This window comes from Rhodococcus sp. C26F (genome assembly GCF_053345925.1).
Window position 1 is genome coordinate 56,680 of record NZ_JBKFBA010000006.1, and the last position, 12,594, is coordinate 69,273.

General features: G+C 69.6%; 15 protein-coding genes. 9 read left to right on the forward strand and 6 right to left on the reverse strand.

Going from position 1 to position 12,594, the window contains the following annotated elements; genetic code table 11:
* Positions 1 to 969: NAD(P)H-binding protein (locus tag ACLBYD_RS09930; RefSeq protein ID WP_447816291.1), on the reverse strand; the 969-nt coding region annotated here is incomplete at its 3' end.
* 138 nt (positions 970 to 1,107) lie between these two features.
* On the opposite strand from ACLBYD_RS09930, the gene ACLBYD_RS09935 reads away from it, so the two are divergent.
* Both ACLBYD_RS09935 and ACLBYD_RS09940 read left to right on the forward strand, forming a co-directional pair.
* Positions 1,108 to 1,341 (forward strand): hypothetical protein, encoded by a 234-nt coding sequence (locus ACLBYD_RS09935; protein ID WP_447816292.1) that lies wholly within the window; start codon positions 1,108 to 1,110, stop codon positions 1,339 to 1,341.
* A complete protein-coding gene (locus ACLBYD_RS09940) occupies positions 1,338 to 2,222 on the forward strand; it encodes an alpha/beta fold hydrolase (RefSeq protein WP_447816294.1) in 885 nt (294 codons plus the stop codon). Before ACLBYD_RS09935 ends, ACLBYD_RS09940 begins: the two co-directional genes overlap by 4 nt.
* Positions 2,223 to 2,232: 10 nt before the next feature.
* Here ACLBYD_RS09940 and soxR read toward each other — a convergent pair whose 3' ends face one another.
* Both soxR and ACLBYD_RS09950 read right to left on the reverse strand, forming a co-directional pair.
* Positions 2,233 to 2,724: a redox-sensitive transcriptional activator SoxR gene (gene soxR / locus ACLBYD_RS09945; RefSeq protein ID WP_447816295.1), complete on the reverse strand. Its 492-nt coding sequence runs from the start codon at positions 2,722 to 2,724 to the stop codon at positions 2,233 to 2,235.
* Between the two features lie 98 nt (positions 2,725 to 2,822).
* Positions 2,823 to 3,041, reverse strand: a complete 219-nt coding sequence (locus ACLBYD_RS09950) for a hypothetical protein (protein ID WP_225623569.1) — start codon at positions 3,039 to 3,041, stop codon at positions 2,823 to 2,825.
* Between the two features lie 185 nt (positions 3,042 to 3,226).
* On the opposite strand from ACLBYD_RS09950, the gene ACLBYD_RS09955 reads away from it, so the two are divergent.
* The 5 genes from ACLBYD_RS09955 to ACLBYD_RS09975 all read left to right on the forward strand — a co-directional run bounded on the left by ACLBYD_RS09955 (position 3,227) and on the right by ACLBYD_RS09975 (position 8,970).
* The gene (locus tag ACLBYD_RS09955; protein ID WP_447816296.1) at positions 3,227 to 4,594 is read left to right on the forward strand and encodes an MFS transporter; all 1,368 of its coding nucleotides are present in this window, start codon (positions 3,227 to 3,229) and stop codon (positions 4,592 to 4,594) included.
* A gap of 15 nt (positions 4,595 to 4,609) precedes the next feature.
* Positions 4,610 to 5,266 carry a response regulator transcription factor gene (locus ACLBYD_RS09960; protein WP_006552782.1) on the forward strand — a complete coding sequence of 219 codons (657 nt, stop codon included), beginning with the start codon at positions 4,610 to 4,612 and terminating at the stop codon, positions 5,264 to 5,266.
* Between the two features lies 1 nt (position 5,267).
* On the forward strand, positions 5,268 to 6,695 hold the full coding sequence (locus tag ACLBYD_RS09965) for a sensor histidine kinase (protein ID WP_447816297.1): 1,428 nt from the start codon (positions 5,268 to 5,270) through the stop codon (positions 6,693 to 6,695).
* Positions 6,692 to 7,624 (forward strand): TAXI family TRAP transporter solute-binding subunit, encoded by a 933-nt coding sequence (locus tag ACLBYD_RS09970; RefSeq protein WP_447816298.1) that lies wholly within the window; start codon positions 6,692 to 6,694, stop codon positions 7,622 to 7,624. The genes ACLBYD_RS09965 and ACLBYD_RS09970 overlap by 4 nt, the downstream gene beginning before the upstream one ends.
* Before the next feature lie 1,169 nt (positions 7,625 to 8,793).
* Positions 8,794 to 8,970 carry a hypothetical protein gene (locus ACLBYD_RS09975; RefSeq protein ID WP_447816299.1) on the forward strand — a complete coding sequence of 59 codons (177 nt, stop codon included), beginning with the start codon at positions 8,794 to 8,796 and terminating at the stop codon, positions 8,968 to 8,970.
* 48 nt (positions 8,971 to 9,018) lie between these two features.
* Here ACLBYD_RS09975 and ACLBYD_RS09980 read toward each other — a convergent pair whose 3' ends face one another.
* Entirely contained in the window at positions 9,019 to 9,375 is a 357-nt protein-coding gene (locus tag ACLBYD_RS09980) for an HNH endonuclease (RefSeq protein ID WP_447816300.1), read from the reverse strand.
* A gap of 69 nt (positions 9,376 to 9,444) precedes the next feature.
* Positions 9,445 to 10,515, reverse strand: a complete 1,071-nt coding sequence (locus ACLBYD_RS09985; protein WP_447816301.1) for a class I SAM-dependent methyltransferase — start codon at positions 10,513 to 10,515, stop codon at positions 9,445 to 9,447.
* A gap of 205 nt (positions 10,516 to 10,720) precedes the next feature.
* Here ACLBYD_RS09985 and ACLBYD_RS09990 point away from each other — a divergent pair, with 205 nt between their 5' ends.
* Positions 10,721 to 11,107 carry a TA system antitoxin ParD family protein gene (locus ACLBYD_RS09990; protein ID WP_447816302.1) on the forward strand — a complete coding sequence of 129 codons (387 nt, stop codon included), beginning with the start codon at positions 10,721 to 10,723 and terminating at the stop codon, positions 11,105 to 11,107.
* Complete coding sequence (locus tag ACLBYD_RS09995; RefSeq protein WP_447816303.1) at positions 11,104 to 11,673, forward strand: AAA family ATPase; 570 nt, start codon at positions 11,104 to 11,106, stop codon at positions 11,671 to 11,673. The genes ACLBYD_RS09990 and ACLBYD_RS09995 overlap by 4 nt, the downstream gene beginning before the upstream one ends.
* Before the next feature lie 223 nt (positions 11,674 to 11,896).
* On the opposite strand, the gene ACLBYD_RS10000 is transcribed toward ACLBYD_RS09995, so the two are convergent.
* Positions 11,897 to 12,594, reverse strand: a 698-nt coding sequence (locus tag ACLBYD_RS10000; RefSeq protein ID WP_447816304.1) for an FAD-dependent oxidoreductase, incomplete at its 5' end; no start/stop codon positions are given.

Here is a 12,594-nt window from a genome sequence, read left to right on the forward strand (position 1 = left end):
GACCGCCCACTCCGGGTCTCCGGGCAGCGCACCCATCGGATCCCGTTCCGCGCACGGCACACCCGCATCGGCGGGCAGCACCGCGCGCTGTAACGCCTGCACGATCCCCAATGGCCGATGGGTGGCTGGGACCAGGCGGCCGATCCACCGACGATCGCGGGCCGTCATGTCGTGCCGCAGGCTCTCCATCAACGCCGCCACGGTTCCCGACGGCACCTCCGTCAACCACGAGCCGAACCGGCCGATCACCGCGCCCGGCAATCCGGCGACGGTGACCTGGGCGCGCGGCATGCCGGTGACTGTTCCGTAGAGGCGGAGCAACTCGGGATAACGCAGCGACTGTCCGCAGCCCACATCGAACGAGTCCGTGGGAGTGTCCGCGACGGCCGCCCCGAGCACCGCGGCGACCAGGTCGACGACCGCGATCGGCTCGACCCGCGACTCCATCCAATCCGGTACCACGGTGACAGGCAGGCGCCCACCGAGCTGGCCGAGCACCTCGAAGCTCGTCGACCCCGAGCCGAGCACCATCCCGGCCCGCAGCGTGATCACCGTGCGGCGGGATCGGGACAGTTCCTGCTCGACCTCCCAGCGCGAGAGCAGATGCTCGGACAGCTCGTCCGGCGCACACTCGGGGACAAAGCCGGAGACGTAGACGACACGCGTCACTTGGGAGGCATCGACCGCGCGCCGCACGGTGCGGGCCGCGGCCAGGTCGAGGTCCCGGAAGTGCGCCGAGCGCATGCCGTGCACGAGATAGACCACGACGTCGACATCGTCGAGCGCCGGTGGGAGTGTGTGCGCATCGGTGACGTCCACTCGCGCGGTCTCGACCCGGTCGTGCCACCAGAAGCGTCGCAAGGCCGCCGGGTTCCGGGCGGCGGCCCGTACGGTGCAGCCGGCAGCGAGGAAGGCGGGGACGACCCGGCTGCCGACGTAGCCGGAGGCACCGATCACGAGAACTCTCATGCACTGTCCCGTCCCTTGTCGCCTTCGGGAGGGATGCACGCGCGGGATCGTCACGAAACATCAGGAGTGGCGCCCATCACCAGAAATAGTGTTACCGTTGGTCACAAATACAGTGGCCGGTATCGAAGGAGGCCTCCCATGTCGATGCTGCGCGGCAGCCCCCTGCGACATCGGATCCTGTTCGTCCTCGCCGTCCCCCTCGGCGCCGGACTGCTGTCCGCCCTCGGACATCTCGTCCAGCGCCGCCACGGCCGGCCCACCTCCGTCTCCGAATCCCTCTTCGCCATCGCCAGCAGCCTGCGGCGCCGCACGCTGTTCACGCGACCCACCGGCAACCACCCACCGGCCCCCGAGACGCCAGGACAATCATGACCACCCACACCGTCACCAACGGGCCCGTCCGACTCCACGTCGTCGAGGAAGGCAACCCCCACGGATCGACCCTCGTCCTCGTCCACGGTTGGCCCGACACCCACGCCCTGTGGGACCACGTCGTACCCCTGCTCGTCGACGACTTCCGCATCCTGCGCTACGACAACCGCGGCGCCGGCGCCTCCACCGTGCCCCGCGAGGTAGCGCACTACCGGCTCGCTCACCTCGCCGCCGATCTGTATGCCGTCATCGACGCTCTCGCCCCGAACGAACCGGTCCACCTGCTCGGCCACGACTGGGGCGCGGTGCTGTGCTGGGAAGCGGTGTGCGAACCCGACGCCGGCGATCGCATCGCCTCCTACACCTCGATCTCCGGCCCCAACCTCGACCATCTCGGCCTGTGGATGCGCCGTCGTCTGCGTCGGATGCGCCCACTCGGCCCCGCCGAACAGGCTCTCGCCTCCGCCTACACCCTCGCCTTCCAGATCCCCGGCCTGCCCGATCCGGTGCTGCGCGGCTGGTTCGCCCGCCACTGGCCGGCCTTCGTCGGATTCTTCGACCGCACCGACCCCGCCGCGCTCGCACCGGTCGCCCCGACCCTCGCCGACGACATGGTGCACGGACTGTCCCTGTACCGGGCGAACATCCGCGCGCGGCTCGCCCGACCCCGCGAGCGGCGCACGGACGTCCCGGTCCAGCTGATCCAGAACCTGCGCGACCGCGCGGTACGCCCGGTGGGCTACGAGGACACCTCCCGCTGGGTCACCGACCTGCGCATCCACCCGCTCGACGCCGGGCACTGGTCGCCGCGTTCCCATCCCCGCGACGTCGCCGACGCCACCGCCCGGTTCGTGCAGCAGATCGAAGCGGCGCGCACCTGACCGCGTGAGCTCAGCCGGACGACTCCGCGCGCGGCGCCGACTCCACCGGCGGATCGTCGTCGTGCACCGGTAGCCGACGCGGACCCGGACCCTGCTGGCCGAGCACGTCCCCGGGATTCGCGAGCGGACACGACGCCAAACTCAGGCACCCGCAGCCGATGCAATCGGTGAAACTGTCCCGCAACGCGGTGAGATCCTCGATGCGGCGGGTCAACCGGTCGTGCCACGCCCGCGACAGCCGCGCCCAGTCCTCCGTCGTCGGCACACGACTGTCCGGCAACGAATCGAACGCCTCCTTGATCTCGTCCAGCGACACCCCCACGCCCTGCGCGACCTTGATGAACGCGACCTTGCGCAGCGTGTCGCGACGATAACGCCGCTGATTGCCCGAGGTGCGGCGACTGGTGATCAGACCACGCGACTCGTAGTAGTGCAGCGCCGAGACCGCCACCCCGGAACGGTCCGCCAACTGGCCGGGTGTCAGCCATACCGCAGGGTTCATCGGCCCCCTCCTCGCCCCGCAGACATCGTGATCGGGTTGTGCTGCACAGTACCGGCCACCGGAGGCACCGAGCACCCGGGTCGCGTGAGCACCCGGGGTCAGAACGACGGCGGCCCGAACTCGGCAGCGACCTCCGGCGCATCCATCCGCAGCATGTCGTATGCGGCGTGTGCCAGCGTCCGCACCGACTTCGGATACGGCCGCTCGAACCGCTCGCAGACCCGGGCGGTCGCCAACGCCGCCTCGAACCGCCACTTACGCGAACCGCTCACGAACGTCCGGGCCTGGAACAGATAACTCGATGCGGGGATCGTCACGCCGACCACCGTAGAACCTCCGACCGGCACAGCGGGGGAGCGGCACCCCGCGCGCCACGCCGCTGTCACCCGTCCCGACCACATTCCTAAGGGAGTGTTAGGAACCGCCACAGACCCTTCCGCAACCGCTGTGATCCGAACCACTGTGGGGAGCGCACAGATCCAGGCAGCGAAAGGAGTCCCCGGTGAGCACCACCTCGACGGGCGAACGCCGAGTCATCGGCAACGTGTTGAAAGGCTCGGTCGGCAACCTGATCGAGTGGTACGACTGGTACGTCTACGCCGCGTTCAGCGTGTACTTCGCGAAAGAATTCTTCCCCGAAGGCGACCCCACCGCCCAACTGCTGTCCACCGCAGCCATCTTCGCCGTCGGATTCCTCATGCGACCGATCGGCGGCTGGATCATGGGCCGCTACGCCGACCGGCACGGACGGCGCTCCGCGCTGACCCTGTCCGTCACCGTCATGGCCGTCGGCTCCCTCATCATCGCCGTCACCCCCTCCTACGCGACCATCGGACTCGCCGCCCCACTTCTTCTCGTCCTCGCCCGCATGATGCAGGGACTGTCCGTCGGCGGCGAATACGCCACCAGCGCCACCTATCTCGCCGAGGTCGCCTCACCCGGACGCCGCGGCTTCTACTCGAGCTTCCAGTACGTCACCCTCGTCGCCGGACAGCTCATCGCCCTCGGCGTCCAGATCGTCCTGCAACTCACCCTCTCCGCCGAGGCCATGCAGGCCTGGGGCTGGCGCATCCCGTTCGTCATCGGCGCCGTCGCCGCCGTCGCCGTGATGTGGCTGCGCCGCACCATGGATGAATCCGAAGCCTTCACCGAAGAAGTCGCGACCAAGAGCACCGCCGACCTTCCGGACGGCAAGCCCGAGCAGGGCGGCATCCGGATGCTGCTGCAGTACCCCCGCGAATGCCTGCTGGTGTGCGCGCTGACCCTCGGCGGCTGCGTGGCGTTCTACACCTACACCACCTACATGCAGAAATACATGATCAACACCTCCGGCATCTCCAAGGACACCGTCGCCTGGATCAACTTCACCGCCCTGCTGGTGTTCATCGTCCTGCAGCCCATCGGTGGTGCCCTGTCGGACCGCATCGGCCGGCGCAAACTGCTCATCTTCTTCGGGGTCGGCGGCACCGTGCTCACCGTCCCGCTGATGACCGTGCTCGGCAGCACCACGAACCCGCTGATCGCGTTCGGGTTGATGATGCTCGGCCTGACCGTCGTCACCGGCTACACCTCGGTCAACGCCATCGTTAAGACCGAACTGTTCCCCACCAAGGTCCGCGCGCTCGGCGTCGGCCTGCCCTACGCGCTGACCCTCGCGATCTTCGGCGGCACCGTCGAAACCGTCGCGCTCGCCCTCAAGCGCGCCGGCCACGAATCGCTATTCTTCTACTACGTGACCGGCTGCATCGCCGTCTCGCTCGTCGTGTACTTCTTCATGCGGGAGACCTCCGACGGCTCACCCCTGGACCGCACGAGCACCCACACCGACACCCCCGACGAGCACGCCGACCTGGCCACCTCGCGACACTGACCGAAAGGGACCCACGTGCAGATCGCGGTGGTCGAGGACGACGACGGAGTCGGCGACGCCCTCGTCGAAGCCCTCACCTCCCACGGCCACCGGCCGATCCGCATGCGGCGCGGCGCCGACCTGCTACTTGGCCACCGCGACCTCGACGTCGTCATCCTCGACCTCGGCCTCCCCGACGCGGACGGCCTGCAGGTGCTCCGGCAACTGCGGGCCGTCAACGACGTCCCCGTCGTGATCCTCACCGCGCGCGGCGACGAACGCTCGGTGGTACGCGGCCTGCGCGGCGGCGCCGACGACTATCTCGTCAAACCGGCCCGCCTGGCCGAACTGCTCGCCCGCGTGGACGTCGTCACCCAACGGCGCCGCGCGCTGTCCGAGTCCTCCCGCATCGTCCGGGCCGGCGATGTGGTCGTCGACCTCGACGCCCGCGAAGTCGAGGTGGGCGGCGAACCGGTCACTCTCACCCCGAAGGAATTCGACCTGCTCGCCGTCCTCGTCGCCCGACCCGGCGCCGCGGTCAGCCGCCAACAACTCATGGACGCCGTGTGGGGCGACGCCTATGTGGCGATCTCCCGGTCGCTCGACGTGCACATGACCGGGCTGCGCGCGAAACTCGCCCGCCCCGGACTCATCTCCACCATCCGCGGCTACGGCTACCGGTGGGGCGGCTGACATGCGCCGGCGGGTCCTGGCGGTGCTGCTCGTCTTCGCGACCGTCGCCGTCGTCGCCTTCGCCGTACCGCTCGCCCTCGCCACCAGCGCAGGCCGCACCGCCGTCCTGGGAGCGAACCGGGAAGCCGATGCCCACCACTTCGCCACCCTCGCCGTCCAGATGCGCGCCCCCGGCAGCACCGCCCTGCTCGCCGAGGAGGTGACCCGCTACCACCGGCTCTACGACGAAGGCGTGCTCATCGTCGACGCGCGCGGCGCCCCCCGCGCGAGTGCGGGCCTGACCCCGACCGATCCCGGTGTGCCGGAGGCGATCACCGCCGGTCTGCGCAACCAGAAACAGGGCATCGGGGGTCCGCTGACCCCGTGGTCCCCGCAGCGGGTACTACTCGCCGTGCCGGTGGGTACCGGCGCCCAGGTCGAAGGAGCCGTCGTCGTCGACGTGTCCACCGACGCCGCCCGCCACGACATCCGCACCTCGTGGCTGCTCATCGTCACCGGTGCGGCAGCGTCCCTCGTGCTCGTCACGATCCTCGCGATCGCCCTGTCGCGGTGGACGGTCCGCCCGCTCACCGTACTCACCGCGCGGGTCGCGGCGCTCACCGACAGCGTCCCGGCGTTGCATCCACGCTCCCGCACCGGCGACCCCACCGTCTCGGTCCGGTATCACGGCCCACCGGAGGTCCGGGAACTCACGCAGGCCTTCGACACCATGTCCGAGGCCGTCTGCACGTCCACCCGCGCCCAGAAACAGCTCATCGCCGACACCGCGCACCAACTCCGGAACCCGCTCGCCGCCCTGCACATCCGGCTCGACTCCCTCGAACCGCACGTCGCTGCCGCCGGCGCGGAGACCTATCGGCGCACGGCCGTCGAAGTCGACCGGCTCGGCGGCATCCTCGACGGCCTGCTCGCCCTCGCCACCGCCGAATCACCCACCGACACAGCGGGCACCGAAGGACACGACGGGTGCGATGTCGGCGCCGTCGTCGCCGACCGTGTCGATGCCTGGTTCGAGGCCCTCGCCGAGGCCGGCATGACCGTCAGCGTGGACGAACCGTCCGCGGAGCGCCTGTACGCCTGCTTCTCCGCCGACCATCTCGCGCAGGTGCTCGATGTGCTGCTCAGCAACGCAAGCAAGTACGCACGCGCGGCCACCGGGGTCCGCATCACCACCCGCCACCACGGCGCGACCATCCGGATCCGAGTCGAGGACGACGGCGCCGGAGTCGCACCCGACGAGCTCGGCGCCCTCACCTCCCGGTTCTTCCGCGGGTCCGGAGCCGCCCGGTCCGGCACCGGCCTCGGGCTGTCCATCGCGGTCGCGCTCGTCGAGAGCGGCGGCGGCACCCTCGACCTCGCCGCCGCCGATCCGCACGGACTCGCCGTCATCCTGACACTGCCCGCCGACTCCCGCGCGGAGGCATCATGATCACCCGCCGCGATCTCCTGCGGTCCGTCGCGCTGCTGGCGGTGGGCGGAGCCGTCGCCGGCTGCACGCGCACCGGAGAGCGTGAGGAACTGATCCTGGCGGCAGGGGAGGAGGGCGGATTCTTCTGGGAGTTCGCGGAACTCACCGCGGCCGCCGCCGAGCGAGCGGGTCTTCCCATTGCGGTCGTGCCGGAACGCACCCCGGGGTCGGTCACCAATCTCGCCGCGCTGACGGCGGGGGACGCGGAGCTGGCGCTGACCCTCACCGACGTCGCGGTGCGGGCCCACGACGAGGGCGCGCAGTTCACGGCGATCGGGCGGGTCTACGAGAACTACATGCAGTTGGCCGTGCGTGCAGACTCTCCGATCCGGGAGATCGCCCAGTTACGGGGCGCACGGATCAGCCTCGGCGCTCCCGGATCGGGTGCCGAATTCACCGGCGAACGCATCCTCGACGTCGCCGGGCTCGCCGAGCCGGGAACCGTCACCCGGGTGCACCTGTCGATGGCCGACGCCGGTCGCGCGCTGGTGGACGGCGAGATCGACGCGGTGCTGTGGGCGGGTGGTGTTCCTACCCCGTCGTTTGCGAACCTGGGTGTGTCGCTACGGCTGATCGATCTGTCCGTGCTCCTCGAACCGCTGCGGGCGCGATTCGGTCCGCGTTACGAACCGGTGCTCATCCAGCCCGGCACGTACGGGCAGCCGGACGCCGTCGCCACCATCGGCTTGGGCAACCTCCTGCTCGCCGGCGCCTCGGTGTCGGACGAGGCGGCCGCTGCGCTGGTCGATCTGCTCGTCGACCACGCTTCCGAACTCGTGCCGGCTCAGGCGACCGGCAGTCAGTTCCTCGACCGGCAATCACTGATCGTCACCGCCGATGTCCCGCTGCATCCGGGGGCGGTGGCCGCGTACCGGCGTCATCACGGCTGACGAGCGGGCCGCAGGGGAGAAGAACCCCGGAATCGTGCCGTCCCAAGGGCACGTAGTGGGGTGGAAGACATGCGCTGGTGTTGCTGGGATGCGGTGCGGAGATCGGGCTCGCCCTCGAGGTTCGAGGAGATCGGGACCGGATCGGCTGTGCAGGGGACATGCGCGGGGCACAATGGAACCGTTCACCTCTCTGTGCGTGAAATTCATTGGGAGCCAACATGATTCATGGATAACGGTGATTATCCATCAAATGTGGAAGAGGCGAGAAGGGGCGAGCGGTGGTCGCGGCACCCCGGGGGACGGGATGATCCCGCGCCACCAACGTGCGCATCGTTCGCGCGATCTGCTGCGCGCAACACGCACGCGACGACGACACGGTGCTGTCGCAACGCCGCATCGGCGAACCGTGAGTCGTTGCAGTGTGCGCGTCGCTGCAGCATGGCACCCGATGCATGAGCAGCCGAACGCGCGTCGAGCGGATCGGCGGCTCGATCCGGTACGGGCGCCGGCAGGCCGGTCGCGGTACGGCGGCAGAGTTCGGTCCGGAGGCGAGCCGGACTCGGGTCAGAGGCCGGGTGACAGGTGGGGCCCATCGCATCGATCCGGGGCGAACCAGGGATCTCCGAACGCCTCGGACGCCCTGCCGCACCTGTCCGGAGGAGGTCCGATTCCACTCTAGTTAACATAATGTAGATTATCGGCAATTTTGATATCTGCCTCGACCTGGGGTTCCGCGCTGATAATCCCGAGGTTTCGACGGGCGTCCAGATTCTTGTCTCTGCAGCGTCGTTGCGTGCACTGCATCGCGTTGTGCGACATGTCGTCTATCGCGTGTTGTTCCTTTGCATCCCGTGCATCCCGCGGCGTGCGAACAATGCCGCACCGACTCGCTCCCGGCGCTCGATCTGCCGCGCATCCGCGGTATCCGGCCCATGCCGACCCGGTCCACGGCCCGTGGCCGGCCCGGGCCNCCGCCTCGCGCCCGTCCGCCGCTTCGGGCGTCCGAGACGGACTTCCGGGCCCGCCGCCCTCGTCCCCTGCTCGTCCGCTCAGCCGCCGTAAAACGTCACAGTGACGGTTTCATGTGCGCCCCGCGGTCTTGCGGTGAACGTGAATCTGCGCCGATATCATCGGCGCGGCAGTGACGACGCGATCCGGGAAGGTCGACCGTGACGCAACCACGGCTCCTGCGCTTCTGGGTGGTCTTCGTGATCACCACCGTTCCGTTCTATCCCTGGGGTGTCGCGGTGGTCGTCCTGACTCTTCTGCGGGTCGCGTCCCGTCGGGTCGATGGTGTGGGCTCCCCTCCTGCACCCCGGACGACCGACCCTGAAACGTCACTGTGACGTATTGATTGCGGTTTCCGGGAACTCGGTTCACCGGTGTCACGAGGGTCACCGCAACCGCCGCAGCTGCGCGGACAGATAGTCCCGGGCACGGCGATGACCACCGACCCGGACGAGTTCGTCGGCGAGCTCCTCGAGTTGTCGCGTCAGCAGCTCCTCGTCGGGTGTCCAGCCGTCGCGCTGCCGGCACCGGTCGAGCCATTCGACCGGCGCGACGTGTCCGCGGTCGGCGTTGCAGCGTCGGCACGCGGCGACCTCGTTGGCGGTGATGCTCGGCCCGCCCTTCAGCCGCGGCACCAGATGATCGGTGGTCGGGGTGATCAACCGTCCGAACTCCCGTCCGCACCACAGGCACCGCCCCTCCTGACGGTCGAGGGCGAGCGAGAGTCGGGTGACGCGGTCCATCTTCCGATCGTGGCCCATCGGCGCCACCGGGGTCGCCGATGGGCCCGATCCGGTGTCCCGAAGAGTGACTCAGGGGCGTGCTTCGAGGACGAGATTGAAGGGCGTTTCGGTAGCGCGCCGGAAGGTACCGAAGCCGGCTTGGGAGGCGACATCGGCGAGCCGCCGCTCCCCTGCCTGGGCGCCGAGCCCGAGCGCGACCGGCTGGTCGAGGGACGACGGAGTGCACAGCACCGTGGACGCGGCGTAGTACATCCGGCCGACCGGGTTGAGGTTCTCGGGCAGGCTGTCGCGGGCGAACGGTTCGACGAGCATCACCGTGCCGTCGTCGGCGAGCGCGCCGCGCGCGTACCGCAGTGCGCCGACGGGATCGCCCATGTCGTGCAGGCAGTCGAAATAGCAGATCAGGTCGTAGTCGGATCCGGGGAAGTCGGTCGCCGAGGCGACCTCGAAGGTGACGTTCTCGACGCCCTGTTCGGCGGCCAGTTCCGTCGCCCGCGAGATGGATCCGTCGTGGTAGTCGAAGCCGCGGATGGTGGATTGCGGGAACGCCTGCGCGAGCAGGGTTGTGGAGACCCCGTGGCCGCAGCCGATGTCGGCGACGGTGGCGCCGGCACGCAGTTTGTCGACGACTCCGTCGAGGGTGGGCAGCCACACGTCGACGAGGTTGGCGCGGTAGCCGGGGCGGAAGAACTGTTCGGTGCCGACGAACAGTTCGGGATCGTGTTCGTGCCAGCCGAAACCCTCTCCGTTGCGGATGCGTTCGGTGATGCGCAGCCGGTCCTTGTAGACCGAACTGATCAGGTGGAGGCCACCGGCGAGGTAGACCGGGCTGTCCTCGCGGGCGAGCGCCATGGCGTGTTCCGGGGACAGTGTGAAGGTGTCGTTGTCCGGATCGTAGGTCAGATATCCGCTCGCTACCTGTGCTGACAGCCATTCGCGTAGATAGCGTTCGCGGAGGCCGGTGCGGGCCGCGAGTTGTTCGCTGGTGGTCGGGCCGGATTCGTCGAGGGCTCGCCACAGGCCCAGATCGACACCGATCAGGACCAGGGCGCCGTTCATGGCCGCGCCCATGTCGACGACGAGTTGTCCGAGGGTCTGTTCGAGTCGTGCTTGGTCGGGTTCCTGTATCTCCGTGGTCATCACGCACCTCCTGGCGATGGGAGTACTCGCTCACGGTAGGTCGCGTGGCCGGTTCCTCGGCGACGGCTCGGGTTCGATCGGGTGTCGATCCGGGTGGCGGTGCGCACCGCCAGGTCACGAACCGGTGTTGAGGGAATTATTCGGGGGTGCACGTCGTGTTGCAGACAGCTACGCTTGTAGCAGACTGCAACATCAGGAGGCCGTCATGACGTCGTCCACCGACAAGGTCACACGCTTCGACGCCGAACTCGTCGACAGCGCCATCGCCGAGGGTGGCCGCCAGAACCGCACCGGACGCCAGCAACTCGAATACTGGGCGCGCATCGGCCGCGCGATGACCGCCCACGAGACCGCCTCTCTGCATCGGGTGCACGAGGCGCTGGCCGGGACGCGGGAGGTGAGCGAACTCACCGCCGCCGAGGGCCGCCTGTTCGACGCGGAGATCGACGCGCGCCTGGCGGACGGGCTGGCCCGCACCGACTACGCCGAGATCCTCGCCGCGCGTGGGGTCACCACGGTGGTGCTCGACGACGAGGGCCGGTTGGTCGAGCAGCGTCCCGACGGTAGTCGCCGGGTGCTCGACGACGCATGAGGCGTCTGGATCTGATCGTCGGTCCCAACGGGTCCGGCAAGTCGACGTTCGTCGAGTTGTCGCTCGCTCCCCTGCTGCCGCGCAGCGTGTTCGTCAACGCGGATGTGATCGCGCGGCAACGTTGGCCCGACCGTGCCGAGGAGATGTCCTATGAGGCGGCGCAACTCGCCGCGGCGGCGCGGGATCGGTTCCTGCGGCAGGGCCGGTCGTTCATCGCGGAGACGGTGTTCTCGCATCCGTCGAAGCTGGAGTTGATCGACCGCGCGCACGAGGCGGGGTTCACGGTGGTGCTGCACGTGATGCTGGTGCCCGAGGCGATGTCGGTGCGGCGTGTGCAGCACCGGGTGGCCTCCGGTGGGCATGCGGTGCCCGAGGACAAGATCCGGGCGCGTTATCGGCGGTTGTGGCCGCTGGTGGCCGAGGCGATCGGCCGCGCCGATCAGGCGTCGGTGTACGACACGGCGTCCGGGACCCCCGTGGTGGTGGCGCGCTTCGCCGGCGGGGTGCCGGTGGGTGCGGTGCGCTGGCCGAGGTGGGCGCCGGCGGCGCTCACCGGGCTCGGCTGAGACCGAGCCCGGTGAACTGGGACGACGAGGTCAGTTCGTCGCCGCGCTCGTGGTGAACGGCAGCACCAGCCGCGAGGGGTGCGCGGCGTCCCGGTAGATCTTGTGGGTCACCGGGCGGCCGATGGGCAGGTGGAAGGCACCGCCAGCAGCGGCACCAGCAGGTTGAGGTTCACCGCGGCCAGCCGCGCGAGGTCGGGATCGGCCGGATGCTCCGAAAGGCGGGTCACGCCCACGAACCTACCGAGCCGCCTTCCCGGCGGTCGGCAGTTCCCCGGTGGCCGCGGCGCGCCGCAGCCGCGGGATAGGGATGCGATGGTTGATCGCCACCGCCACCCCCGCGCCGTCCGGATGCCGCCAGTGCAGCAGCGTCGGTCCGCGCGGATCCTCGCCGGCCAGGACGGTGGGCTCCCCGGTCGACGGGCAGGTGCCCGATCGCCTTGAGATGCAGTCCGAACTGCTCGGTCCAGAAATACGGATCGGCATCGAACCCGGGTGCGGCGTCGCCGAGCAGCACGGCCGCTGCGGCGATGCGGGCCTGCTCGATCGCGCTGTTCCACAACGGGATCCGCCGCACCGCCCCGCGGACCGGCACATGCGCGACGTCGCCGGCGGCGACGATGCCCGGCGCGACCCGCCCACGCGAGTCGGCGACCAACCTGCCGTCGGTGAGCAACCCGGACTCGCGCAGCCACTCGACGTTCGGGATGTCACCGATCGCGGCGACGACCAGCTCGGCGGTGACACGGCTGCCGTCGTCGAGGGTGATCGTCCCGGCCGCGAAGCCGGTGGCGGCGCCGTAGACGAGCTTCACCCCCGCGGCGGTGGCGGCGGTGGTGAACAGCTCGGACAGATACGGCCCGAACTGCGGGCGCATCGGGGCGGTGTCGGCGACGACGGTGACCTCGCAGCCGGCCTGCGCGG